Below are 24,741 nucleotides of genomic sequence, written 5' to 3'. Positions count from 1 at the left end.
CCGATGAGTTTCGACGTCGCCGCCGTTCGCGGCCAGTTCCCGATCCTGTCGGAGATCATCGACGGGCTGCCGGTCCACTATCTCGACAACGGCGCCTCGGCGCAGACGCCGCTGGCGGTGATCGACGCCGTGCGACACTACGAGACGACCGGCCGCGCCAACGTGCTGCGCGGCGTGCATCGCCTCGCCGAACGCGCCACCGAGTCCTACGAGAACGCCCGTGCCCAGGTCGCGACGTTCCTCGGCGTCCCGACCATGGAGATCGTCTTCACCGGCGGCTGCACCGCGGCGATCAATCTCGTGGCCTATTCCTACGGCTCGCTCCTGAAGCCCGGCGACCGCATCCTGCTGTCGGAGATCGAGCACCATTCCAACATCGTCCCGTGGCAGTTGCTGCGGTCACGGGCGGGCATCGAGCTCGACATGCTGCCGGTCACGACCGACGGCCGCATCGATCTCGAGGCGCTGCCGCGCCTGCTGACACCGCGCACGAAGCTGGTGTCACTGGCGCACGTCTCCAACGTGACCGGTGCCCTTCTCGACGTGCGGGCCGTCGTCGAGGCGGCGAAATCGGTCGGCGCCCGGGTGATGCTCGACGGCGCCCAGCGCGCGCCGCACGGGCCGCTCGACCTGCCGTCGCTGGGTGTCGATTTCTACGCCTTTGCCGGTCACAAGGCGTATGGGCCGAACGGCATCGGCGTGCTGTGGGGACGACCGGAGCTTCTCGACGCGATGCCGCCGTTCATGGGCGGCGGCTCGATGATCGGCCGCGTCACGCTGGCCGAGACGACATGGGCGCCGTCGCCGCGCCGTTTCGAGGCGGGGACGCCGGCGATCGGCCCGGCGATCGGTCTGGGTGCGGCCTGCGCCTGGATGCAGGCGCTCGACTGGACGGGCGCGCACGATCACGAGATGGCGCTCGTGCAGCGGCTCATGGACGGGTTGCAGAAGATCGACGGGACGCAGATTTTCGGTCCGGCCAGCCTGCAGAACCGTTATCCTGTCGTCTCCTTCATGCTGGACGGGGTGCATCCCCACGACGTGGCGCAGACGCTCGATTCGTTTGGTGTTGCGGTGCGTGCCGGCCATCACTGCGCGCAGCCGTTGATGGACCGGTTCGACCTCGATGGCACCACGCGCGTGTCGATGGCGCCCTACAACGACAATAGCGATATTGATGCCCTGCTGGCCGGGGTCGCGCATGCCGCGAAGACGCTGCGATGAACGACCAGCTCTACCAGGAGCGCATCGTGGCGCTCGCCAAGGCGAAGACCGGTGCCGGAAAGCTCGAGAACCCGACGAAGACGGTCCGGCGCGACAATCCGCTGTGCGGCGATCGCGTGATCGTCGATGTGAAGCTGGACGGGGAAGGGCGCATCGCCGAGATCGCCCACCAGGTGCGCGGCTGTCTCCTGTGCCAGGCCTCGGCCTCGGCGCTGTCGGCAGTCGCCGTCGGCCGGGATGCCACAGGCATCGCCGAACTGCGCCACGACGCCGAACGCGCGCTCGGCCGCGAGCCGGGCGAGACGCACGAACCGTTCTCAGCCTTTGCCCCCGTGGCCGCTCACAAGTCACGCCAGGACTGCGTGTTGCTGCCGCTTGAAGCCCTCAAGGACGCTTTAGCCTAACCCCTGGCGTGGCGCGCTCCCTCGAGGGGCACTGTCCAGCCCCCAGTTTCGTCGCGGCATCGCCGCGCTCGTGTCACAGTCGCCGATCAGGCTGATCGAGCATCGCCCGGGAGAATGAATGCGCCTTTTGATGAACGTCGTGGCCCTGCTGGGCCTGCTTGCATTCCCGACCTTTGCCTTTGCCCAGGATCTTGCGCTGAAGCGCGTCATGCTGTCCTCCGGCGGGCTGGGCTACTTCGAGTACGAGGCGACCGTCGAGGGCGACGCCACGCTGAAGCTCACCGTGTCACTGGGTCAGGTGGACGACGTTCTGAAAAGCCTCGTGGTCTATGACGACAAGGGCGGCGTCGGCGGCTTGAGCCTGCCCGGGCGCGAGCCCCTGGCGCAGGCTTTCAAGGACCTGCCGTTCGACCAGGGTTCGCTGGGATCGCCGGCCGAGCTGTTGCAGACCCTGAAGGGCGCGCAGGTCACTATCGGCGGCAGCCGCGCGCTCACCGGCCGCATCGTCTCGGTCGAGGAGGACACGCTCCTGCTGCCCGAGAACAAGGGCACGATGAAGCGCACGCGGGTCACGCTCTACACCGACCGTGGCCTGCAGCAGTTCATCCTCGAGGAAGCCGAGAATCTGCAGTTCGCCGATCCTGCGTTGCGCGACAAGGTCGGGCAGGCGCTGGTCGCGATCCAGGGCAACCGCGCCAAGGATGCCCGCACCATCGACCTCTCGATGCGTGGCCAGGGCAAGCGCACGGTTCGCGTCGCCTACATCGTCGAGGCGCCGGTCTGGAAGGCTTCGTACCGGCTGACGCTCGGCGCGGATCCCACGGCGGCGCGCTCGGCGCTGCAGGGCTGGGCCATCGTCGAGAACATGAGCGGCCAGGACTGGAAGGATGTCGAGCTGACGCTCGTGTCGGGCCGGCCGGTCGCGTTCCATCAGGCGCTCTACAATGCCTATTACGTGACGCGCCCCGAAGTACCCGTCGAGATCGCCGGCCGCCTGATGCCGGGCATCGATCGCGGCGGTGTCGCCGCCGACCAGAAGCGCGCCAACGCGCCGCCGCCGATGCCGGCGCCCGCGCCGTACCGCGCGCAGCAGGAACGCTCCGTGGCATCACCCGCAATGGCGCCTCCGCCGCCGCCGCCCGCGGAGATGGCTGCCGCCGCCGAGCAGATCGAGGCCAGCGACGCCGCCACGCAGGTGATCTTCAAGTTCCCGCGCGCCGTGAGCGTCGAGAACGGCCGCACGCTCTCGATTCCGATCGTCGACCGCCAGGTGCCCGCGCAGCGGCTGGCGCTCTATCAGGCCGACGCCGCAGCGCGCAATCCGCTGGCCGCGATCCGCCTGACCAACGATGGCGAGTCCGGCCTGCCGCCGGGCATCATCACGCTCTACGAGCGCGATAAGACCGCGTCCGTCTCCTACGTCGGCGATGCGCGCCTCTCGGGCTTCCCGGTCGGCGAGACCCGCCTTCTGGCCTATGCGCTCGACGAGAAGATCACCATCGAGCGCGACGTGGCGCAGGCCGAGCGGGTGGCGTCGGGCACCATCGCCAACGGGGCGCTGCGGCTCTCGCGGGTCATCCGCCAGACCACCGTCTATCGCGTGCGCGGCCCGGCCAAGGAGCCGCGCCAGCTCGTCGTGGTGCAGCGCCGCCTGCCGGGCTGGACCCTGACCAAGCCCGAGGCGAAGGATGTCGAACTGAGCGAGGGCAACTACCGCATCCCGTTCCAGCTTCCGGGCGGCGACCAGACGCAGACCTTCGAGGTCGTGCAGGAGCAGACGCAGCAGCAGGAGATCCGCTTGGTCGAGAGCGCGGCCGAACAGATCCGCGTCTATGCCCAGGCGCGCGAGTTCGACGCCAGGACGCGTGAGGCGCTGACGCGCGTGCTGCAGCTCCAGCAGACCGTGGCCGAGGCCCAGCGCAAGGTTACGCAGGTCGATGCCGAGCGGCAGGCGATCGTGCAGGAGCAGGCGCGCCTGCGCGAGAACCTAGCGCGGGTGCCGGCGAACAGCGACCTGCAGCGGCGTTACCTGGCAACGCTCGACAAGCAGGAAACCGACCTCGAGGCGCTGGCCAAGCGCCGGGCCGAGGCCGACAAGACCGTCGAGGAAGCCCGCGCCGCGCTGCGCACCTATGTGAGCCAGCTCGGCTGATCGTTCGCCTCCCCAGTCCGCTGGGGAGGCCGAGATGATCAACCCGCTCGCAGGGTTCGCACCGCGTCGTCGCGGCGGAAGAGGTAGAGCAGGGCGCGCAGGGCCTGGCCGCGCTCGCTCTGCAGGTCGGGATCCCGCGCGATCACCAGTCTCGCATCGTCGCGCGCGGCCTCCAGCAACTCGTTGTGGATCGCCAGGTCGGCCAGGCGCATGTCGGGCAGGCCGCTCTGGCGGGTGCCCAGAAGCTCGCCGGCGCCGCGCAGCTTGAGATCCTCCTCGGCGATGCGGAAGCCGTCCTCGGTCTCGCGCATGATCGCGAGGCGCGCCTTGGCGGTCTCGCCGAGCGGCTGGGCATAGAGCAGCAGGCAGGTCGACTTCGCGCTGCCGCGTCCGACGCGGCCGCGCAACTGGTGGAGCTGGGCGAGACCGAAGCGCTCGGCATGCTCGATCACCATGACCGTCGCGGCCGGCACGTCGACGCCGACCTCGATCACGGTCGTCGCCACCAGGATCGACAGTCGCCCGTCGGAAAAGGCGGCCATCGTCGCCTCGCGCTCGGCGCCCTTCAGGCGTCCATGCAGCAGCCCCACCTTGCCGGGGAAACGGTCGCTCAGGAGGCGGAAGCGTTCCTGCACGTTGGCGAGGTCGATCTCCTCCGATTCCTCGATCAGCGGGCAGACCCAGTAGACGCGCGCACCGGCGGCGATCTGGCGGCCGATTCCCTGCGCCACCTCGCCGAGCCGTTCGAGCGGAATGGTGCGCGTGTCGATCGGCTGACGGCCCTTGGGCTTCTCGGTCAGCTTGGAGACGTCAAGATCGCCATAGGCCGCCAGCATCAGGGTCCGCGGGATCGGCGTCGCCGTCATGACGAGCAGATCGACCGCGTGGCCCTTCGACGAGAGCGCCATGCGCTGATGCACGCCGAACCGGTGCTGCTCGTCGACCACCGCCAGGGCGAGGTCGGCGAACTCGACATCTTCCTGCACCAGCGCATGCGTGCCGACCACCAGCTGGATCGTGCCGTCTGCCAGGCCCTGCAAAGTCTGCTTCTTGGCGCGCTGGCCGTCGCGGCCGGTCAGCAGCGCGATCCTGACGCCGGCCGCTTCCGCCAATGGTGCGATGGTCGCGAAATGCTGGCGAGCCAGCAGCTCGGTCGGCGCCATCATCGCGGCCTGCGCGCCGGCCTCGACGCAGATCAGCATGGCGAGCAGCGCCACCAGGGTCTTGCCGCTGCCGACATCGCCCTGCAGCAGCCGGACCATGCGCTCTTCTTTGCCCAGATCGTCGGCGATCTCGGCGATGGCTCGGGTCTGGCTGGCTGTCAGCTCGAAGCCCAGCGAGGCGAGGGCCGCCTGGCGCAGCCGGCCGTCGCCCCTGGTCGCATGGCCCGCGAGCGTGCGGTTGTGATGGCGGACCAGCGCGATGGCAAGCTGGCTGGCCAGCAACTCGTCGAAGGCGAGGCGTGCGCGGGCCGGGTGGGCGGGCGACAGGTCGCCCGGCTCGGTGGGCGCGTGGGCGCGGGCGACCGCCGTCTTCCAGTCGGTCCAGCCCTGCTTCCGGTGATAGGCGGCGTCCTGCCACTCCGGTAGCGCGGGCGCGCGTTCCGCGGCGGCGGCGGTCGCCTTCTGCACAGGCTTCTGGGTCAGGCCCCCGGTGAGACCGTAGACCGGCTCGACCCGCAGGATCGACGGGCGCTCGGCGAGCGGCACGACATGGTCGGGGTGCGTCATCTGCACCTCGCCCTGGTAGATCTCGACCTTGCCGCTCACCACGCGGGTCTCGCCCGGTGGCAGGAGCTTCTTGAGATAGTCCTCGCGGCCGTTGAAGTAAGTGAGGCAGATCCGTCCGCTCTCGTCGCTGCACCAGACCTTGTAGGGCTGGCGGTGGCTGTGCGGGACGATGTGTTCGTCGACGTTCACGGTGAGCGTCGCCACCTCGCCGCCGCGCGCCTGCGCGACATCCGGGGCATTGCGCCGGTCGATCACGGCGGACGGCAGGTGCCACAGAAGGTCCACGACCAGCGGGCCCGCCAGTTTCTCGACGAGCGCCCCCAGCCGCGGTCCGATTCCGGGCAGCGAGGTGACGTGGGCGAAAAGGGGCGTGAGGGCTTGCGGGCGCATGGTTGGCAGGATCAGGGGCTGCGTGACTTCGCCATCGCCGCCGCCTATATGCTACGCCCCTTTTTTGGTCCGGGACTGGGGAAAACATGACCACCGACACGGATCTGGTAACGCGCCGGAAGCGTTTGCTGTACCGCAGCACCTATCGCGGCAACAAGGAGAACGACATCCTCCTTGGTCAGTTCGCGCGCGCCCATATCGACGAATTCGGCGCCGCGGAGCTCGACCAGTACGAGCGGCTGCTGGAGGTGGGCGACAACGACATCTACGACTGGGTGTCGGGCAAGACGGCGGTGCCGGCCGATCAGGATACGCCGGTGGTGCGCAAGCTTCTGGCGTTTCGCGTGAGGTTCTAGTGTCCCTGCCGTTCGTCAACGCCCTGGCAGCGATCCCGCGCAAGCAAGGCAAGTGGACGATCGCGGGCCTGCCCGAGGGCGCGGATGCGATGGTCCTCTCCGAACTGGCGCGGGCGACCGGCGGCGCGGATATTTTGCACGTGGCGCGCGACGGACAGCGGCTGGAGCGGCTGCAGGACGGGCTGCGCTTCTTCAGCCCCGAGCGCGAGGTGCTGGTCTTCCCGGCGTGGGATTGCCTGCCCTACGACCGCATGTCGCCGCACCCCGACATCGTGGCCGAGCGGCTCGAGACGCTGAGCCGCCTGGCCGTGCCCAAGGCGCCCGGCGCGCCGGCGCGGATCATCCTCGCCTCGGTGGGTGCTGCCCTGCAGCGGGTGCCGCCCCGCAGTCTCTACGCCGAGGCGGCCACCATCCTGCGCAAGGGCCAGACGGTCGACGTGGCCTGGCTGACGAAGTTCCTCTCCGAGAACGGCTACGGTCGCGCCGAAACGGTCATGGAGCCCGGTGAATTCGCGGTGCGCGGCGGACTGTTCGACCTGTTTCCGCCCGGCACGACCGAGCCACTGCGCCTCGACCTGTTCGGCGACACGCTCGAATCGATCCGCTCCTTCGACCCGATGAGCCAGCGCTCCACCGGCAACCGCGACGAGGTCGTGCTGCTGCCGGTCAGCGAGGTGCTGCTCACGCCCGAGAGCATCGAGCGCTTCCGCAGCGGCTATCGCGAGCTGTTCGGCAACGTCTCGGGCGAGGACCTGCTCTACGAGGCAGTGTCGGCTGGGCAGCGTCATGTCGGCGTCGAGCACTGGCTGCCTCTGTTCCACGATCACATGGAGACGCTGCTCGACTATTGCCCGGCCGCCCTGGTCACGGCCGACCATGAGGCGGGCGAGGCGCTCAATGCGCGTTACGAGCTGATCGCGGACTATTACGATGCGCGACAGAAGACCGGCGCCAAGGGCGGCATGACCGGGGGCGCGGACTACAAGCCCGTGCCGCCGGAACGGCTCTACATCAAGCCCTCCGAGTGGGAGCGGCTACTGGATGGCCGCACGGTCGCGCAGTTCTCGACGTTCGATTCCGCGCCCGGTGCGGTCAATACGATCGATCTCGGCGGCCGCCGCCACGAAGGTTTCGCCCAGGCGCGCACGGCGCAGGGCGTGAACCTGTTCGACAAGGTGGCGGAGCACGTGAAGGCCGCCAACGCCGCCGGCCGCCGCATCGTCGTCGCGGGTTACACCGACGGCTCGACGACGCGGCTGCAGCATCTGCTGCAGGAACATGGCGCCACGACGCCGGTGATGGCGGCCGACTATGCCATGGTGCAGGGCTTGCCGGCGGGCGTGCTTGCGATTGCCATCTGGCCGCTGGAGCATGGCTTCGTGCTCGACGGGCTGGAGGTGATCGGCGAAGAGGACATCCTCGGCGACCGCCTGTCGCGTCCCGCCAAGAAGAGACGCCCCTCGGAACGCTTCATCGCCGAAGCCTCGGCGCTGAGCGACGGCGACCTGGTGGTGCATCGCGAGCATGGCGTCGGCCGCTACGAGGGCCTGGTCACGCTCGAGATCCAGAATGCCCGCCACGACTGCCTGCGGTTGACCTACGAGGGCGGCGACAAGCTGTTCGTGCCGGTCGAGAACATCGACGTGCTGAGCCGCTACGGTGCGGGCGAGGAGGGCGCCGTCCTCGACCGGTTGGGCGGCGTCGCCTGGCAGTCGCGCAAGGCCCGGCTGAAGCAGCGCATCGCCGACATGGCCGACCGCCTGATCCAGATCGCCGCCGAGCGCGCGATCCGGCGCGGCGAGACGCTGAGCCCGCCCGAGGGCCTGTACGAGGAATTCTGCGCGCGCTTCCCCTATGCCGAGACCGACGACCAGCTCCAGGCCATCTCCGACGTGATGGACGACCTGTCGTCGGGCAAGCCGATGGACCGGCTGGTCTGCGGCGATGTCGGCTTCGGCAAGACCGAGGTCGCCTTGCGCGCGGCCTTCGTGGCGGCCCTGTCGGGCAAGCAGGTGGCGGTGATCGGGCCGACGACCCTGCTGGCCCGCCAGCATCACCGCACCTTCGTCGAGCGTTTCCAGGGCATGCCGGTGACCATCGGCCGCCTGTCCCGCCTGGTGCCGGCCAAGGAGGCCAAGGCCACCAAGGAAGGGCTGAAGGACGGTACCGTCAACATCGTCTGCGGCACGCACGCGCTGCTGGCCAAGAGCATCGAGTTCAAGGATCTCGGCCTTCTGATCGTCGACGAGGAGCAGCATTTCGGCGTCAACCACAAGGAGCGGCTGAAGGAACTGCGCGCCGACGTGCACGTGCTGACACTGACCGCGACGCCGATCCCGCGCACGCTGCAGCTCGCGCTTACCGGCGTGCGCGACATGAGCCTGATCGCCACGCCGCCGGTCGATCGTCTGGCGGTGCGCACCTTCATCACGCCCTTCGACGCCGTCACGATCCGCGAGGCGCTGTTGCGCGAGCAGTTCCGCGGCGGCCAGACGTTCTATGTCTGCCCGCGGGTCGAGGACCTGGCCTCGGTGGCGGCCGAGATCCGCGAACTGGTGCCGGAAATCCGCCTGGGCATGGCGCACGGCAAGATGGCGCCGACCACCATCGAGAACACGATGCAGGACTTCGTCGAGGGCAAGTTCGATGTGCTGCTCTCGACCAACATCGTGGAAAGCGGCCTCGACATCCGCAATGCCAACACGATGATCATCCACCGTGCCGACATGTTCGGGCTGGCGCAGCTCTACCAGCTGCGCGGCCGCGTCGGCCGCGGCAAGACGCGCGCCTATGCCTATCTGACCGTGCCGCCGGGCAGGGCGCTGAACGAGGCGGCGGCCAAGCGGCTCGAGGTGATGCAGACGCTCGATACGCTGGGGGCGGGCTTCCAGCTCGCCAGCCACGACCTCGACATCCGTGGCGCCGGCAACCTGCTGGGCGACGAACAGTCGGGGCACATCCGCGAGGTCGGCATCGAACTCTACCAGCAGCTCCTGGAGGAGGCGGTCGCGGCGGCGCGCGGACGTTCGCAGGAAGCCGAGAAGTCGGAATGGTCGCCGCAGATCAATCTCGGCATCCCCGTGCTCATCCCCGAGGAGTACGTGCCCGATCTCTCGGTACGCATGGGCCTCTACCGGCGGCTGGGCGGCCTGACCAGCCAGGGCGAGATCGATTCCTTCGCGGCCGAGCTGGTCGACCGCTTCGGCCGCATGCCGGTCGAGGCCGAGTTCCTGCTGAACACCGTGGCCCTCAAGCTGCTGTGCCGCGCCGCCCAGGTCGAGAAGATCGATGCGGGCGAGAAGGCCGTCGTCTTCAGCTTCCACGACAACAAGTTCGAGCGGCCCGACCGGCTGATCGGCTGGATCCAGAAGAACGCGCCGCTGGTGAAGCTCAGGCCCGACCACCGCGTGATCGTGATGCGCGTCTGGAAGGACGAGCGGCAGCGGCTTTCGGGCGTGACGTCGATCGTTTCTTCCTTGGCGAAGCTCGCCGCTTAGCGGCCTTCTTCTTCGATCTGGGCTTCGGCTTCATGAGAGCTCGCGCCGTCCGCCGGGCGCAGCGCAGCAGCCAGTCGCTGAGCCGGGTGTCGCCCGACGCACGCGCCAGCGTGACGGCGCCCACCGCGAGGATCGCCACGGCGGTCGCATCTGCATCGAGCGAGCGCTTCCTGCCCCGCGCCAGTTCGGCGATCACGCCGTGGAGCACGTTGGCGAAGGCCAGCCGCGCCGCCAGCGGCGATCGCGCGACGTCGCCCGACAGCGAGGCGAGGGCGCAGCCCTGCGCGGTGGCGGCCAGCGCCTCGCGGTCGAGATAGTCGTCCAGGACGGCGTCGACCTTGCCGGCCGCGCGCAGCCTCGGCAGCAACCCGTGTCCCATCCGCACGATCTCGGCGAACAGATCGTCCTTCGAGGTGAAATGCGCATAGAAGGCGCCGCGCGTCAGCCCCGCCGCCAGCATGATGTCGTCGATGTTCGTTCCGGCATGACCGCGCAGCCGGAACAGCCGCGCGGCATGTTCGACGATCTCGGCCCGGATGGCGGCCTTTCGGGTGGCGCTGATGGGCATGATATGTCGATGATCATATCATATGATAACCGACATATAAAATGGCTGAATGCACATGACCTCCCCCTGAGGAGCGGCCGCAGGCCGCGTCTCGAAGGGTCGCTGCAAACAAGGGGCGCGTTGCCCATCCTTCGAGACGCCACGCTGCGCGTGGCCCCTCAGGATGAGGTCAGTGGTGAATTGCCGAAGGTCGCTACGCGGTCGACTGCGCAGCGCTCGTGGCGGCGTCGCGTTCGGCGAGATTGAAGACCTCGACGAAGGCGGGCGGCGGCTGGGCGCCGGAGACGGCGTATTTGCGGTTCACGATGAAGCAGGGCACGCCGTTGATGCCGAGGCGCCGGGCATAGACGTCGGAGGCCACCACCTCCTGGCGGCCCTCGTCGCCGGTCAGATAGTGCCGGGCGAGATCCTCCTCGATGCCGGCGCGGACGGCGATCTCGACCAGCGTGTCGCGATCGCCGATGTCGAGGCCTTCCTCGAAGTAGGCCTTGAACAGTTCGCCCACGACCTCGTCCTGGCGCTCGACCTTGGCGCTCCAGTGGACCAACCGATGCGACAGCACGGTATTGGGCGTGCGCTTGATGCGCGAGAACTGGAACTCGATGCCGGCCTCCCGGCCGCTCTCGGCGATCGCCTGGTAGATCTGCCGGGGCCGGTCGCCGCCGCCGAATTTGGCCCGGACGTAGTCGTCGCGCGTCATGCCCTCGGCCGGCATGTCGGGGTTCAGCTGGAAGGGGCGCCAGGCGACCGCGACGTCGGTGCGGCCGCTCTGCTCCAGCGCGCGCTCGAAGCGGCGCTTGCCGATGTAGCACCAGGGACAGATCGTATCGGAGACGATGTCGACGTAGATCATGGCGCGAGTTTATGCCTTTCGCGCCAGTGCAGGAAGAGCCCGGCGGCGGCTGCAACCGCGAGCGCCGCGGTGGTCAGCCAGGCCGCACTCGGCCAGCCGCCGGCCGCGACCAGCGCGCCCGTGATGGGCGGCCCCAGAAGCCCGCCGATGTTGGATCCCTGCATCAGCAGGCCGGTCGAGGCGCCGGCCAGCTCCGGTCTCGGCGCGTGCACCGGAATGGCTGTAAACAGGGCGCCGGGGACGACCCCGACGACCGCCGAATAGACGCCGGCCAGGATCAGCCTCAGGATGTCGGGCACGCCGCTCACGAAGATGCCGGCGGCGCACAGGCTCATCGAGAGGCAGGCGCCGACGATCACCGCCACCCGCGGCACGCCCCGGTGCAGCAGCCAGCCGGCGCCGAGATTGCCGGTGACGTTCAGGATGGCGACCGCGGCGGTGACGATGGCGGCGGTGAAGGTCGAGTAGCCCAGCCGCTCGGTAAGCAGGGTCGGCAGGAAGCCGATGATCGCGAACCAGCAGCAGGCATAGGCGCCGAAGCAGAGGGCGATCGCCAAGGGGCCGCCACTGGTCGCGACTTCCTTCATCTCCGAGAGCAATGGCCGGGGTTTGACCGGCAACGGGTCGAGTTCACGCCGCGGCACGGCCAGCAGCAGGAGCGCGGCGGCCATCAGCCCGGCGGCGGCGGCCGCGACCAGCCAGACGATGCGCCACGAGGTGCCGGGCAGCACGATGGCCGCGATCACCATCATCATGCCGGATCCGGCCGGCATATAGGTGCTCCAGATCGCCATCGCGAGGCGCTGGTCGGCCGCGCGCGTGAGGCGCAACAGCAGGCTCGGCACGGCCACGACGACGCTGATGAAGCCCAGCCCTTCGAGGATTCGGCCGATCAGCAGGGACTCGACGTTGGGTGCGAAGGCGCCGGCGAGGCTCGCACCGCCGGCCAGCAACGTGCCGAAAAGCGCCAGCCGCCGGTGGCCGATGCGGTCGGCGGTCAGCGCGATCGCCATGCCACCCAGCGCCGTCATCAGGTTGATGACCGACAGCAGCCAGCCCGCCTGTTCCAGCGTGGCGCCGAGATCGTCGCGGATCGATGGCAGGGCGGGCGGCGCCTTGCCGACCTGGAAGGCCGCGACCATGCCGGCCGCGACCAGCAGGGCGACCAGCGGCCACGGCGTACGTGCTGGCGTCAGTACTGCACCCGTGAAGTGATGGCGCCGTCGACCACGAGGTTGATGCCGGTGATGAACGAGGCGGGCGCGCCGGCGAGGAACACGACGGCGTTCGCCACTTCCTGCGGCGTGCCCATGCGGCCGGTCGGATTGCGTGCGAGCGAGCGCTTGTAGCGTTCGCTGCCCGCGTCGCGCTGGCGGCCCCAGGTGTTGCCGTCCTCGAGGATGGTGCCCGGGGAGACCATATTGGCGCGCACGTCTTTCGGCGCCATCTCGATCGCCATCGACTTGATCATGGGCACCAGCGCAGCCTTCACCGAGCGGTAGGGCTGGGTGGGGCCTGCGACCTCCACCAGCGAGGTCGTGCCGATGATGGTGAGCGTGGCGCCGGACCCGCGTGCCTCGAGGTGCGGGCGCACGTTCAGCACCGCGTTGACCGTGGCGACGAGGTCGATCTCGATGGCCTTGCGCCAGCCCTCGACCGTGTTGTCGGTACCAAGCGCGCTCACATTGGCGACGAAATGGTCGATGCCGCCGTCGGCCGCGAAACCGTCGATCCAGGCCTTCAGGGCGGCGGCGTCGGTGACGTCGAGCGCCGTGCCGGTTACGCGGCCCTGCTGCGCACGCCATTCCGCCTCGCGTTCCCCGACCAGCGCCGCATCGCGTGCGCAGAAGCCCACGACCGCGCCCTCGGCCAGAAAAGTGTCGACGATGGCGCGGCCGATGCTCTTGGTGCCGCCGGTCACCATCACACGCTTGCCCTTGAGACCGAGGTCCATACTGTTTCCTCCGAACGGGTCGCCCGCCTATAAGGCCGGCATGAAACAGTGGAGCGTCCGGCATGTCCAAGCGATTCGACCTTAGCGGCAAAGTGGCCCTGGTGACCGGCGCGTCGTCCGGCCTCGGCGTGCACTTCGCGCGCACGCTCGCGGAGGCGGGTGCCTCGGTGGCGATCGCGGCGCGGCGTGCCGACCGCCTGGCCTCTCTTCAGGCGGAACTGCAGCAGGGCGGTGCCAGGGCGCTGGCGGTGGATCTCGACGTGCAGTCGGCGGAGTCGATCGCCGCAGCCTTCGACAAGGTCGAGGCGGTGCTGGGGCCGGTCGACATCCTGGTGAACAATGCCGGCATCTCGATCGTGAAGCCCGCGCTCGACATGCCGGAAGCGGACTGGGATTCGGTCGTCGACACCAACCTGCGCGGCGCCTGGCTGATGGCGCAGACGGCGGGCAAGCGCTGGGTGGCGGCGAAGCGGCCGGGCTCGATCGTCAACATCGCCTCGATCCTGGGACTGCGCACGATCGGCCAGGTGGCGCCCTACAATGCTTCCAAGGCGGGGCTCATCCATCTCACGCGCGCGCTCGCAATGGAGTGGGCGCGCTACCAGATCCGCGTCAACGCGATCTGCCCCGGCTACATCGAGACCGAGATGAACGGCGACTTCTGGAAGACGCCGGGCGGTCAGCGGCTGATCGATCGGATCCCGCAGCGCCGTATCGGCCAGCCCGAGCATCTCGACGGCGCGCTGTTGCTGCTCGCCTCGGAAGCGGGCGCATTCATGACCGGAAGCATCATCACCGTCGATGGCGGCCACACCGTGAGTTCGCTGTAGCTATTTGTCGTCCTGAGTGCAGCGAAGGACCTTGCTGAGCGAACGAAGGACTCGATTTCTGGCGCGAGATCCTTCGTTTCGGTCAGGATGACATAAAGATCACCAGCCGTTGATGCGGTCGTACACGTCCACGACCGACTTGCCGCCGTCGAGGTCGCTGTCGACCACGTAGTAGCGGTCGTAAGCCGCCGCGGTGATACAGGCGTGGTTGGGCAGGATGCGCACGCGCGTGCCCACGGGAAGGTTGCCGTAGGGCAGCGGATCGTCGGCGGCGACGAATCCGTGCTCCTGCGAACATTCGATCACGGCCATGCCGGCGGCGGGCGGATTGGCGATGGTGCCGTAGCCGACCTTGGGCTGGAATTCCTGCGCGCTGATGTCCTTTGAGAGCGCCAGCGCCCCGGCATCGACCAGCACCTGGTTGCGGTGCGGATAGTGGCCGATCACCGAGGCCAGAACCGAGAGCGCGATGTCGCCCGCGCCGCACGAGCCGATGTATTCCTGGTCGAGGTCGTTGAAGACATAGACGCCTGGCCGCATCTCGGTGATGCCGGTGAAGTCGCGCGAATGCATCGCCGTCGGCGTCGAGCCGCCGGAAACGATGGGGCAGGGAATACCGGCCGCACGGAGCGTCTCCGCGGCGGTCACGATGGCGAGGCGTTCCTGCTCGGCGACGCCGGCGATGCCGTCGGGCGTGCTCTGGTGGTAGGAATGGCCGGCATGGGTCATGACGCCGGCGAGATCGACGCCCGGCGCCTCGTGCAGGACGCGCGCGATGTCGAGCAGGCCGGGCAGCGCGGGATAGGGAAGACCGGCGCGGCCGCCGCCGCTGTCGATTTCGATGAACACCGAGAACGTGTCGCCGTCCTTCGCCGCGTCGGCGATGGCCTTCGCCACGGCGAGATTGTCGGTGACCACCCGCAGGTTGATTCCGCGGCGGCGCAGTTCCGTCACGGCGGCGAGCTTCGACGGGATGATGCCGACGCCGTAGAGGATGTCCCTGAAGCCGCCATCGGCGAAGTACCGGGCTTCCGCCAGTGTCGAGACGGTGATGCGCCCGTCATGGCCCTCGACGGCCATGCGGCCGATCTCGACCGACTTGGCGGTCTTGAGGTGCGGGCGCAACATGACGCCGGCCTCGCGCAGACGGTCGCTCATGCGCTTGAGGTTGCGGCGCAGGATCGCCCGGTCGAGAATGAGCGCGGGAGTCGGCAGGTCGTCGATTGTCTGTGTAGCCATGGTGGCGATTCTAGCATGCCGATCGAGAACGAGCGCAAATTTGTCCTGAACGAGCGGGCGACGGAACTGGAGGCGGAACTGGGCCGCCGACCGGGGGTCGCGCGCCATCTGCTGCGGCAGGCCTATCTCGATGCGCCAGGCCTGCGCATCCGTTCGCTCGAGGACGACGGCAGGACCAATCACGTCTTCACCTACAAGCGAACCATCGAGGGCCAGGTCGTCGAGATCGAGACCGGCCTCAGCGCCGTCGACTTCGCGCGGCTGTGGACGCAGCGCAAGGAGACGCTGGTTAAGGTCCGCTACTCATGGACCGACGGCCGCTATCACTGGGACGTCGATTTCTTCAAGCGCGACGACGGCTCGACCTATTTTGCGATGGCCGAGGTCGAGATGCCGGAGGAGCAGACCGAGCCGCCGCCGCTGCCGGACTTCCTCGCGCGACATCTGCTGTTGATCGCCCCCGCCCTGGACCCGCGCTTCACCTCGAAACGCATCGCCGACCAGGCGCACGCCACAAAGCTGCTGGTCGACATTCGGGCGAACGGCGGGGTTGCTTAGGGTCGTCGGAGCGCGCCACGGGAGTGCCGCGCTGCATTTAAGGGTTCAGCCCTTCCTTGGCCTGATCCGCGGCAGCGTCACCAGCGACCAGGGATCGGGGAACTGGCCGACCGGGCAGTCGATCAGCAGGGGCGAGCCCTTGGCGATGCCGCGGGAGATGGCGGCACCCAACGCCTCGGGCGATTCGACACGCACCGCATCGATCCCGAAGCTCTCGGCCAGCTTCACGAAGTCCGGATTGCGCAGGTCCGTCGCGATGGTGCGGTTGTTGAACGACTGCTGCTGGATGCGCTTCACGTTGCCGAACGCGCCGTCGCTGAACACCACGGCCACGACGCCGATTCCATGCTGGGCGGCGGTCGCCATCTCCATGGCGGTGAACATGAAGCCGCCGTCGCCGCTGATCGACAGAACCGCCGTGTCGGGCTTCGCCACCTTGGCGCCGAGCGAGGTCGCGTAGCCCCAGCCCAGAGTGCCCTGGTAGCCGGGCGACAGGAAGGTGCGCGGCTTATAGGTCGGCCAGGCGAAGCGCGCCGCGTAGCCCATCTGCGTCAACTCATCGACCAGGATGCCGTCTTCCGGCAGCGCCTTGCGCATCGCCTCAAGATAGGCGATCTGCGGCGCCAGCAGTTCGTGGATCTTCTTCTGGGCTGCCGCCTTGAGGTCGCCGACATGCGCGGCACGGCCATCCCGCTTGGTATTGTGCCTATCGAGACGCTCGGCCAGCCGCTTCAGCACCGCCGTCGCGTCGCCCACGATGCCGATCTCGGGCTTGCGCTGGCGGTCGAGCTCCTCGCTGTCGGCGTCGATGCGGACGATCTTCAGTGTGTCGTCGATGCCCCAGTTCTGCTGCTGCGGCTGCAGGCGCGTGCCCACGGCCAGCACGACGTCCGCCTCGCCCCAGAACTGGTAGCCGGCCGGCGCGGTGACGGAGAGACGATGCCGGCCGTCGATGACGCCCTGGCCCATGCGGCCGGTCATCACCGGGGCATCGAGCAACTCGGCGATGCGCTGGACGTGGGCGCCGGCCCCTTGGGCGCCGCCACCGACCACGATCATCGGGCGCTGGGCGCCGCCCAGCAGCTTCGCCGCGCGCTCCACGGCATCTTCGTCGACCGGGCAGGGATCGGCCGACGCCGCGCTGGCGATCATCTCGACCGGTGCGCGTCGAGCCCAGGTGTCCATAGCGCATTCGAGGGCGACGGGGCGCTGGCGGCCCGACAGCAGGCGGCGGAAGGCTTCGTTCACCAGGCCCGGGGCTGCGCTGGGCGAGGGGATACGGTCGGCCCACTTGGTCAGGCCGCGCATGATCGCGAGCTGGTCGGGCAACTCGTGCAGCAGGCCGACGTTGCGGCCGATCATCGACTGCTGGATCTGCCCGGTGAGCGCCAGCACCGGCGCGTTGACGGCATAGGCCGTGGCGAGCGCCGCCGTCGTGTTGAGGAAGCCGGGGCCCGGCACCACGACGTAGGCCGAAGGCTTGCCGGCGGCCATCGCGTAGCCCAGCGCCATGTAGGCACAGGCCTGCTCATGGCGGGCATGGATCGGCCGGATGGCGTTGGTGCGGTCGTAGAGGGCGTCGAAGAACGGATCGTTCTGGACGCCGGGAAGGCAGAAGAGCGTGTCGATGCCGTTCACTTCCAGCATCGACACGACGGTTTGGGCGGTGGTGAGGGTTTGCATGCCCTCCAGTCTACACGCGCGTCAGTCGACGCGCGCGCCCGATGCCTTGATGATCGGGGCCAGGCGGGCTTCCTCGGCATCGCGGTAGGCCAGGGTGTCGGCCGGGGTGCGCCAGACCGCAATGGCGGCCTGCTCGAAGAACTTCGCCTTGAGGTCCTCGCTCTCCAGCGCCTTCTTCGACAGCTCGGAAAGGCGGGCGGTGATGTCCGGCGGCAGCTTGGCTGGACCCGTCAGCGTGGTCCACGAGCTGATGTCGAAGCCCGGCAGGGTCTCGGCGATGGCGGGCACGTCCGGCACGACCGGCGTGCGCTTCTCCGAGGTGACTCCCAGCGCGCGCACCTTGCCGGGGCGCGCCTGAGCCAGCGCGCCGGGGATGTTGTCGAAGATCATGTGGATCTGCCCGGCCAGCAGGTCCTGCATGGCTGGCCCGCCACCGCGGTAGGGGACGTGGATCATGTCGACCTTGGCCATGATCTTGAACAGTTCGCCCGACAGATGCAGCGTCGTGCCCGATCCGGCGGAGCCATAGGAATACTTGCCCGGATTCTTGCGCAGCAGCTCGATCAGTTCCGGCACCGTCTTGACCGGCAGGTCGAGATTGACGACCAGCATGTTGGGCAGCTGCCAGATCGTCGAGACGAAGGTGAAGTCGGTGCGCGCGTTGAACGGCAGCTTGGCATAGAGGGTCGGCGAGATTGCGTGGCTGGCGATACCGCCGAGGCCCAGCGTGTAGCCGTCGGGCGTCGCCTGGGCCAGCGCGTCCATGCCGACGTTGCCTCCGGAGCCGCCCTTGTTCTCGACGATCCATTGCTGGCCGGTGAGTTCAGTCATCTTGGCGCAGAACATGCGCGAGAGCATGTCGGTCGCGCCGCCTGCCGGGAACGGATTGATGTAGCGGACGGTCTTGTTGGGATAGGTGCCTTGGGCCTTGACGATGGCCGGTGCGGCCAGGGTCGCGGCGGCGATTCCGCCCACGACTGTACGGCGCCCGATGGGGCGCATCAGAAATGTCATTTTTTATTTCCTCCCTTTGACGGCACGGAGCGTGCCAAAAACCGGCGCGGGCGTCGATGGGGGAGGCCCGAATGCCTTGATAAAGTCCCGGGATTGTGTCCGGTTTTGGGCGCGAGCGGCCTTGCCACTGCCTTCCAAATATCTGAAAAGTCGCCCCATTGGGTACATTCGCCGATCAGGTGCAAAATGGCTTTGGGGGCCATCGCGCACCGGCAAGAGGAATGGTCATGTGGGGTTTTGAGCGTTCGGCCGCGGTGCGCTGTGTCGCCCGCGGCGCTGCCCTTGGGGCGCTTTTGTCCGTGGCCGCGACTCCACTTGCGGCGCAGCAGCAGCAGCGGCCGGCAAGCCAGCCTGCCCCGGCGGGTCAGGCCCAGCCTTTGCCCGCGCAAGCCGGGCCGGCCAAGCCGCAGGGCAAGGAGGCGCCGCCTCCGCAGCAGGCCGCCGCGAGGAAGCCCCGGAAGCCCGGCGAGCCGTCCGAGCTCGATGTCTGCTACGGCATGACCGGCGCCACCGCGGAGGGCAAGATCGAGGCCTGCACCGACGTGATCGACAACGGTCTCGCATCGGGTGGTGCGCTCGCACTTGCCCATCTCCATCGCGGCTTGTCGTGGAAGGGGCCGGACAGCGACAAGCGCTCCAAGTCCGACTTCCGCACGGCCGTGCGGATGTACAACGACGCCATCATGGCGCAGCCGCTCAACCCCCATCTGTATATCCAGCGGGGCGTTGTGCATCAGACGATCGGCGAGGGCGACCGGGCGATCATCGACTACAGCGACGCGATCAGGCTGGCGCCGCGCGATACGCTGCCGCTGATCAATCGCGGCGTCGTCCTCTATACACGCAAGGACAACAACGAGGGCGCGATCGCCGACTTCAACGCGGCCCTCAAGATCAACAACAAGGAAATCAGCGCCTGGACCAATCGGGGCATCGTCTACCGCAAGAAGGGCGACGTTAACCAGGCGATCGCCGACTTCACCACCGCCATCAAGCTCCTGCCGGAGAAGATCGAGCCGGTGTCGCTCACGAACGTGCCCGACTCGATAACCAGCCAGCTTGCCAAGTCGCCGCAGCAGGAGGCGAATCGCATCGCGCTGCAGGCCGCGTTCGTCTACTTCCAGCGGGGCCTCGCCTGGTACGACAAGAACGACTACGACAGGGCCATTGCCGACTTCTCCGAGTCGATCCGCCTCAACCCGCGCGACGGCTCTCCCTGGGTCGGTCGCGGCGCGGCGTACATGTACAAGAACAACCTGAAGCAGGCGATCGCCGACTTCACGGAAAGCATCAGGCTCTCGCCCGGGCAGGCCTTCGCCCACATGCAGCGCGGCATCGCCTATCACCGGATCGGCGATTCCGAGAATGCGCTGGCGGACTACACGACCGCCCACGAGCTCACGCCCAAGGACCCGAGCCCGCTCGTCAATCGCGGCATCGTCTACTACACGAAGAAGGGCAAGTTCGATGAGGCCGTGGCCGACTTCGATCTGGCGCTCAAGCTCAATCCGAAGGAAGTGAATGCCCTGATCAACCGCGGCGTCACGTGGCGGCAGCGCAACGATCCCGATCGCGCGATCACCGACTTCACGGAGGCCGTCCGGCTGGGCCTGCAGACTTCCGACATCCTCAAGCTGACCCAGAAGGACAAGGACGGAAAGAAGGATCCTGCGACGGCGCAGACCGCCGACCAGGTCGCCAACGCCTATTACCAGCGCGGCATGGCGCTGGTGGACAAGCAGGAATACGAGGCCGCAGTGAAGGACTTCGAGGCCGCGATCGAGATCAACGACAAGGAACCTCGGGCCTATCTGGGTCGCGGCGCCGCCTATCTCAAGATGGAGAAGGCCGACCAGGCAGTCGCCGACCTCGACCGCGCCATCGAGCTGGCGCCGGGAATGGCCTTCGCCTACTTCGAGCGCGGTGCCGCCTATCACCGCATCGACAACTACGACAAGGCGATCGCCGACTACACGGCATCGATCGAAATCGACCCCAAGGAGCCGCTGGCCTACATCAACCGCGGCATGTCGAAGATCTTCAAGGACCGGGTCGACGAGGCGATCGCCGATTTCGACGCGGCCCTGAAGATCAGTCCCGACGACATCAACGCGCTGATCCAGCGCGGCTTCGCCTATGGGCTGAAGAGGGAGTATCCGCGGGCGCTCGCCGATATCGACGACGCGCTGCGCCTGTCGCCGGGCAATCCCACGGCGCTTTATTACCGTGCGCAGGTCATGGCGTTCCGCGGCGATGCCGGCCGCGCCATCGAGGACTACACGCAGGCGGTCCGCACCGACCAGAAGAACCCGCGCATCTATGCCAGCCGGGCCAACCTCTACAGCAATCTCGGCGAATACGAGAACGCGATCGAGGATCTCGACCAGGCGATCCGACTGCGTCCTCGCGATCCCAACCTGTTCCTCAACCGCGGCATCGCCTATTTCAACAAAGGCGACTACGCCAAGGCGGTCGCGGACTACGATGATGCCCTTCGGCTCGACCCGAAGATGTCGCCGGCGCTGAACAACCGGTGCCTCACCCGCGCCGTGATCGGCGCCAACCTCCAGGAGGCTCTGGCCGACTGCAACGAGGTTCTGAAGCTGGTGCCCGACGATCCGTACGCGCACGACAACATCGGACTGATCAACCTCAAGATGAAGCAGTACGACAGGGCGATCGCGCAGTACAACATGTCGCTCAAGGCCGATCCGGATCGCGCCCGCGCGCTCTACGGCCGCGGCCTGGCCCGGACGCGCATCGGCCAGGGGCCGGCGGGCATTTCGGACATGTCCACCGCGTCGGGCATCCAGCCGAACATCGCCGAGGAGTTCAAGCGGTACGGGGTGAACTGAAGCCGCACATTGTGCGCGCTCCGGCTTCCCGACTATTTTCGGGAAGCCGGAGCGGCGCGACCCCTCGCGTCCTCCCAACCCAAAAGGGGGGATACGACATGTTCTTCAACGGCTACATCGCTTCCACCGACCTCATCGCCGTCGCCCTCGTGGTGATCTTCGGCCTGCTCGCACTCGTGCGGCGGCAGGGCTTTTGGTGGGTGGCCGCGACGATCGTGCTGGTGGTTTGGGCGGTCATCCGCTTCATCCGCCCGTTCTGAAGATCCCGGCCGAGGCTAGTCGGCGACGGCGCCGGAATCCTTCACCGCCTTGCCCCACTTGGGCACGTCGCGCTGCAGGAGTTCGGTGAGGCCGGCGGGCGAGGAGGCCACGACCTCGAGGCCGATCTTCGCCAGGCGCTCGCGCGTCTCGGGCTCGCGCAGGGTGGCGGCGATCTCCTGGTTGAGCTTCGCCACCACGTCGGGCGGAATTCCCGGCGGGCCCATGATCGCGAGCCAGCTGTCGCCCTCGAAGGGAATGCCGCCCTCGGCGAAGGTCGGCACGTCGGGCAGCGCGGGCGAGCGCTTCGTGGACGCGACACCCAGCGCGCGCACCTTGCCCGACTGGATGTGCGGCAGGGCGGTGTTGGCACTCACCGCGGTCATCTGCACTTCGCCCGCCAGGAGCGCCTGCACGGCCGGTGCGCCGCCCTTGTAGGGCACGTGAACCATGTCGAGTCCGCCCGCAGCGGTGCGGAACAGTTCGATCGTGAGATGCGAGCCGTTGCCCGTGCCCGCCGAGGAGTAGGTGAGCTTGCCGGGCTGGCTCTTCACCAGCGCCACGAACTCCTGCGGCGTCTGCGCCGGCACCGCGGGATGGATCATGATCACGGTGGGAAAAGTGGCCGCCAGCATGACCGGCGTGAAGTCCTTGAAGACGTCGTAGGCGAGCTTGGTGCCGTAGAGCGTGGGGGCGATGGCGTGCGTGCCGTTGTCGGCGATCACCAGCGTGTAGCCGTCGGGCGCGCTCTTGGAGACCAGCGCGCTGCCCACCGTGCCGCCGGCGCCGGTACGGTTCTCGACCACGACTTGCTGGCCGATCCGCTCGCCGAGCTTCTGGGCCAGGATGCGCGCGAAAGTGTCGGAATTGCCGCCGGGGGCGTGCGGGGCCACCAGCCGGATGGTCCGGGACGGGAAGGGCGCACCCTGCGCGAACGCGGGTCCTGCGCCCGAGGTGGCCAGCATCCCGATAAGCGCGAGCGCGTGGCGGCGGCTTGTCCTGGTCATTTTCGTTTCCTCCCGTTCTGCTTTTGCCGCGAGGCTATCACGACCCCGGAATCGACTCACGGTTTCGTATAGGGTAGGGGACTACCCTATGGCTCATCTCTCGACCGACAACACCGCCCTGCTGGCCCGCGTCCGCCGACTCCAGGGCCAGCTCAAGGCGATCGAACGCGCGCTGGCCGCAGGGGAGGAGTGCAGCACGACCCTGCATCTCGTCGCCGGCGTACGCGGCGCCGTGGGCGGCCTGATGGACGAGATCCTGCAGGAGCATCTGCGCGCGCACGTCGCGCATCCCGATCTCACGGACGCCGAGCGCGCCGAAGGGGCCAAGGCCCTGATCGACGCGATGCGCCGCTACGCCAAGTGAAAGCCCGCGCCGTGGCCGTAACCGCGCCCGATACCGATCCGCTGACGCACGACCACGTCTTCCTGGGCGCGGCCCACGACGAGAACGCGCGCCGCACGCGATGGGTGGTGGCCCTGACCGGCGCGATGATGGTGGGCGAGATCCTCGCCGGCTGGCTGACCGGCTCGATGGCGCTGCTGGCCGATGGCTTCCACATGGCCACGCATGCCGGCGCGCTCACCGCGGCGGCGCTCGCCTATGCCTACGCCCGGCGTCACGCCCTCAACCGTCGTTACAGTTTCGGCACGGGCAAGGTCGGCGATCTGGCGGGATTCGCCTCGGCGATGGTGCTGGGCATCATGGCGCTGGGCATTGCGGGTGAATCCGTCGTGCGCCTTTTCGAGCCTGTCGACGTGGCCTTCACGGAAGCGACATGGATCGCTGCGCTGGGCCTGGCGGTCAACGTGGCCAGTGCGTTCCTGCTGAGCGGCGATCTCGGCCACGCGCACGGCCACGATCAAGGGCACCGGCATAGGCACGACCACGATGACGCCCATGACCGCACCCATGACCATCGGGCGCACCGCGGCCACGACAACAATCTTCGTGCCGCCTATGCGCATGTCCTCGCGGACGCGCTCACGTCGGTACTGGCCATCGTGGCCCTGCTGGCGGGCCGCTATCTCGGCTGGGTGTGGCTCGATCCGGTGATGGGCATCGTGGGCGGCCTGGTAATCGGCCGCTGGTCCTGGGCGCTGATGCGCGACACCGCCGGCGTGCTGCTCGACACGACCGATGCGGCGGTGGCCGAGGAGGTGCGCGAGACCGTCGAGGGCCCGGGCGATGCCCGCATCGTCGATCTCCATGTCTGGCGCATCGGCCCCGAAGCCCATGCCTGCATCGTGAGTATTGCAGCGCCCACGCTCGATGCCGAAGCAATCCGCCGACGCCTCGCGCCAGTCCATGAGATCACCCATCTCACGGTCGAGATACGGCACGCGGCCAATCTCGCTTCCGCCTGAACCGGTCGTGCCGATCCGTTGCATGAAGCCGCGAAGGTCAGTAAGGGATGGCGCGAGCTGGATGGGTGGCCGAGCGGTTTAAGGCACCGGTCTTGAAAACCGGCGTGGGTTCACGCCCACCGTGGGTTCGAATCCCACCCCCTCCGCCATGTTGCCGATACGTCAGCCGCCCTGTTCCCGCCTGATCGCCTCGCGACGCAGCATGGCGCGCCATTCGGCAGGGGAGACGCACTTGTGGGCATGCACACCCAGCTTGCGCTCGATGGCCTCGCGCTCCTCGGGAGCGTAGCGGTCCTTGCTGCTGGGCAGGGTCCATGCCCAGCCTGCGGCGACCATCTTCTCCTGCAGGTCGTCCTCGCCGGCGAAGCACTGCGCCACCGGCGGATTGGTCTTCTTGTCGGTGTCGACCAGCTTGCAGTTGACGGGGCGGCCGGAGATGAAGTCCTCGAGCGCCTTGCGGGCCAGCGCCCCGGCGCGCCACTGGCCGTCGTCACAGGTCTGGCTGCGTTCGGGCGCATCGATGCCGAACAGGCGCACGGTCTGCGGGCCGAACTTCACCGTGTCGCCGTCGACCACCGTGAAGCGCGGCTTCGGGACCGGCGGCAGCACCGTGTCGTCGTCCGCGGACTGGGCGGCGGCGCCGGCCGTCACGGCCATCGCGGCGAGGAAGGCCATCGGCCAGGAGAGCGATTTCAAAGGCGTGAACCTTGCGGCATGTCGACTGTGCAGGCTTATAGCAGTGGCCGGGAGGGCCGCAGCACGATTTCCTGAGACCGCGATTTTGCCGCCGGCGCCAGCTGCGCC

The 24,741-nt window shown here is 68.2% G+C and carries 21 protein-coding genes and 1 tRNA gene; 12 read left to right on the top strand and 10 right to left on the bottom strand.

The genetic code is table 11. From position 1 onward, the window contains the following. Positions 1–3: 3 nt before the first annotated feature. The 3 genes from LJ725_RS01415 (at position 4) to LJ725_RS01405 (ending at position 3,780) form a co-directional block, all read left to right on the top strand. Positions 4–1,224 carry an aminotransferase class V-fold PLP-dependent enzyme gene (locus tag LJ725_RS01415; protein WP_230548833.1) on the top strand — a complete coding sequence of 407 codons (1,221 nt, stop codon included), beginning with the start codon at positions 4–6 and terminating at the stop codon, positions 1,222–1,224. Further along, positions 1,221–1,628 (top strand): iron-sulfur cluster assembly scaffold protein, encoded by a 408-nt coding sequence (locus tag LJ725_RS01410; protein WP_230548832.1) that lies wholly within the window; start codon positions 1,221–1,223, stop codon positions 1,626–1,628. The genes LJ725_RS01415 and LJ725_RS01410 overlap by 4 nt, the downstream gene beginning before the upstream one ends. Positions 1,629–1,746: 118 nt before the next feature. Then, positions 1,747–3,780, top strand: coding sequence for a DUF4139 domain-containing protein (locus LJ725_RS01405; protein ID WP_230548831.1), 2,034 nt, complete (start codon positions 1,747–1,749; stop codon positions 3,778–3,780). 38 nt (positions 3,781–3,818) lie between these two features. Here LJ725_RS01405 and recG read toward each other — a convergent pair whose 3' ends face one another. Then, a complete protein-coding gene (recG, locus tag LJ725_RS01400; protein WP_230548830.1) occupies positions 3,819–5,900 on the bottom strand; it encodes an ATP-dependent DNA helicase RecG in 2,082 nt (693 codons plus the stop codon). An 86-nt stretch (positions 5,901–5,986) separates the two neighbouring features. On the opposite strand from recG, the gene LJ725_RS01395 reads away from it, so the two are divergent. Together LJ725_RS01395 and mfd are read left to right on the top strand one after the other, a co-directional pair. Further along, positions 5,987–6,256: an FAD assembly factor SdhE gene (locus LJ725_RS01395; RefSeq protein WP_230548829.1), complete on the top strand. Its 270-nt coding sequence runs from the start codon at positions 5,987–5,989 to the stop codon at positions 6,254–6,256. Continuing rightward, positions 6,256–9,753, top strand: a complete 3,498-nt coding sequence (gene mfd, locus LJ725_RS01390) for a transcription-repair coupling factor (RefSeq protein WP_230548828.1) — start codon at positions 6,256–6,258, stop codon at positions 9,751–9,753. The genes LJ725_RS01395 and mfd overlap by 1 nt, the downstream gene beginning before the upstream one ends. Here mfd and LJ725_RS01385 read toward each other — a convergent pair. The 4 genes from LJ725_RS01385 to LJ725_RS01370 all read right to left on the bottom strand — a co-directional run bounded on the left by LJ725_RS01385 (position 9,647) and on the right by LJ725_RS01370 (position 13,128). Next, complete coding sequence (locus LJ725_RS01385; protein WP_230548827.1) at positions 9,647–10,321, bottom strand: TetR/AcrR family transcriptional regulator; 675 nt, start codon at positions 10,319–10,321, stop codon at positions 9,647–9,649. The two genes, mfd and LJ725_RS01385, sit on opposite strands and share 107 nt — an antisense overlap. A gap of 193 nt (positions 10,322–10,514) precedes the next feature. After that, on the bottom strand, positions 10,515–11,174 hold the full coding sequence (locus LJ725_RS01380) for a DsbA family oxidoreductase (protein WP_230548826.1): 660 nt from the start codon (positions 11,172–11,174) through the stop codon (positions 10,515–10,517). Beyond that, positions 11,171–12,316: an MFS transporter gene (locus tag LJ725_RS01375; protein WP_230548825.1), complete on the bottom strand. Its 1,146-nt coding sequence runs from the start codon at positions 12,314–12,316 to the stop codon at positions 11,171–11,173. The genes LJ725_RS01380 and LJ725_RS01375 overlap by 4 nt, the downstream gene beginning before the upstream one ends. Before the next feature lie 50 nt (positions 12,317–12,366). Then, positions 12,367–13,128, bottom strand: coding sequence for an SDR family NAD(P)-dependent oxidoreductase (locus LJ725_RS01370; protein ID WP_230548824.1), 762 nt, complete (start codon positions 13,126–13,128; stop codon positions 12,367–12,369). Between the two features lie 62 nt (positions 13,129–13,190). Here LJ725_RS01370 and LJ725_RS01365 point away from each other — a divergent pair, with 62 nt between their 5' ends. After that, a complete protein-coding gene (locus tag LJ725_RS01365) occupies positions 13,191–13,958 on the top strand; it encodes an SDR family NAD(P)-dependent oxidoreductase (RefSeq protein WP_230548823.1) in 768 nt (255 codons plus the stop codon). A 99-nt stretch (positions 13,959–14,057) separates the two neighbouring features. Here the strand turns inward: LJ725_RS01365 and LJ725_RS01360 are convergent, their stop codons facing one another. Then, positions 14,058–15,197, bottom strand: a complete 1,140-nt coding sequence (locus tag LJ725_RS01360; protein WP_230548822.1) for an alanine racemase — start codon at positions 15,195–15,197, stop codon at positions 14,058–14,060. 15 nt (positions 15,198–15,212) lie between these two features. Between LJ725_RS01360 and LJ725_RS01355 the strand changes: the two genes are divergently transcribed. Beyond that, positions 15,213–15,755, top strand: a complete 543-nt coding sequence (locus LJ725_RS01355) for a CYTH domain-containing protein (protein ID WP_230548821.1) — start codon at positions 15,213–15,215, stop codon at positions 15,753–15,755. A gap of 45 nt (positions 15,756–15,800) precedes the next feature. On the opposite strand, the gene LJ725_RS01350 is transcribed toward LJ725_RS01355, so the two are convergent. Together LJ725_RS01350 and LJ725_RS01345 are read right to left on the bottom strand one after the other, a co-directional pair. Further along, complete coding sequence (locus tag LJ725_RS01350; protein WP_230548820.1) at positions 15,801–17,438, bottom strand: thiamine pyrophosphate-dependent enzyme; 1,638 nt, start codon at positions 17,436–17,438, stop codon at positions 15,801–15,803. Between the two features lie 21 nt (positions 17,439–17,459). Further along, positions 17,460–18,452: a Bug family tripartite tricarboxylate transporter substrate binding protein gene (locus LJ725_RS01345; RefSeq protein WP_230548819.1), complete on the bottom strand. Its 993-nt coding sequence runs from the start codon at positions 18,450–18,452 to the stop codon at positions 17,460–17,462. Between the two features lie 299 nt (positions 18,453–18,751). Between LJ725_RS01345 and LJ725_RS01340 the strand changes: the two genes are divergently transcribed. Together LJ725_RS01340 and LJ725_RS01335 are read left to right on the top strand one after the other, a co-directional pair. After that, positions 18,752–21,307 carry a tetratricopeptide repeat protein gene (locus LJ725_RS01340; RefSeq protein WP_230548818.1) on the top strand — a complete coding sequence of 852 codons (2,556 nt, stop codon included), beginning with the start codon at positions 18,752–18,754 and terminating at the stop codon, positions 21,305–21,307. A 98-nt stretch (positions 21,308–21,405) separates the two neighbouring features. Beyond that, positions 21,406–21,567 carry a hypothetical protein gene (locus LJ725_RS01335; RefSeq protein WP_230548817.1) on the top strand — a complete coding sequence of 54 codons (162 nt, stop codon included), beginning with the start codon at positions 21,406–21,408 and terminating at the stop codon, positions 21,565–21,567. Between the two features lie 15 nt (positions 21,568–21,582). Here LJ725_RS01335 and LJ725_RS01330 read toward each other — a convergent pair whose 3' ends face one another. Continuing rightward, complete coding sequence (locus LJ725_RS01330) at positions 21,583–22,572, bottom strand: Bug family tripartite tricarboxylate transporter substrate binding protein (RefSeq protein ID WP_230548816.1); 990 nt, start codon at positions 22,570–22,572, stop codon at positions 21,583–21,585. 88 nt (positions 22,573–22,660) lie between these two features. Here LJ725_RS01330 and LJ725_RS01325 point away from each other — a divergent pair, with 88 nt between their 5' ends. The 3 genes from LJ725_RS01325 to LJ725_RS01315 all read left to right on the top strand — a co-directional run bounded on the left by LJ725_RS01325 (position 22,661) and on the right by LJ725_RS01315 (position 24,086). Further along, on the top strand, positions 22,661–22,936 hold the full coding sequence (locus tag LJ725_RS01325) for a metal/formaldehyde-sensitive transcriptional repressor (protein WP_230548815.1): 276 nt from the start codon (positions 22,661–22,663) through the stop codon (positions 22,934–22,936). A gap of 11 nt (positions 22,937–22,947) precedes the next feature. Continuing rightward, positions 22,948–23,937, top strand: coding sequence for a CDF family Co(II)/Ni(II) efflux transporter DmeF (gene dmeF, locus LJ725_RS01320; protein WP_230548814.1), 990 nt, complete (start codon positions 22,948–22,950; stop codon positions 23,935–23,937). A gap of 59 nt (positions 23,938–23,996) precedes the next feature. After that, positions 23,997–24,086, top strand: a tRNA-Ser gene (locus tag LJ725_RS01315). Between the two features lie 13 nt (positions 24,087–24,099). Here LJ725_RS01315 and LJ725_RS01310 read toward each other — a convergent pair. Further along, on the bottom strand, positions 24,100–24,633 hold the full coding sequence (locus LJ725_RS01310; protein WP_230548813.1) for a thermonuclease family protein: 534 nt from the start codon (positions 24,631–24,633) through the stop codon (positions 24,100–24,102). Positions 24,634–24,741: the final 108 nt, after the last annotated feature.

Origin of the sequence: Reyranella aquatilis (assembly GCF_020880995.1) — a bacterium.
Classification (GTDB): domain Bacteria; phylum Pseudomonadota; class Alphaproteobacteria; order Reyranellales; family Reyranellaceae; genus Reyranella; species Reyranella aquatilis.
The sequence above is the reverse complement of the archived record's forward strand: the minus strand, read 5'-3'. Positions and strand labels throughout refer to the sequence as shown.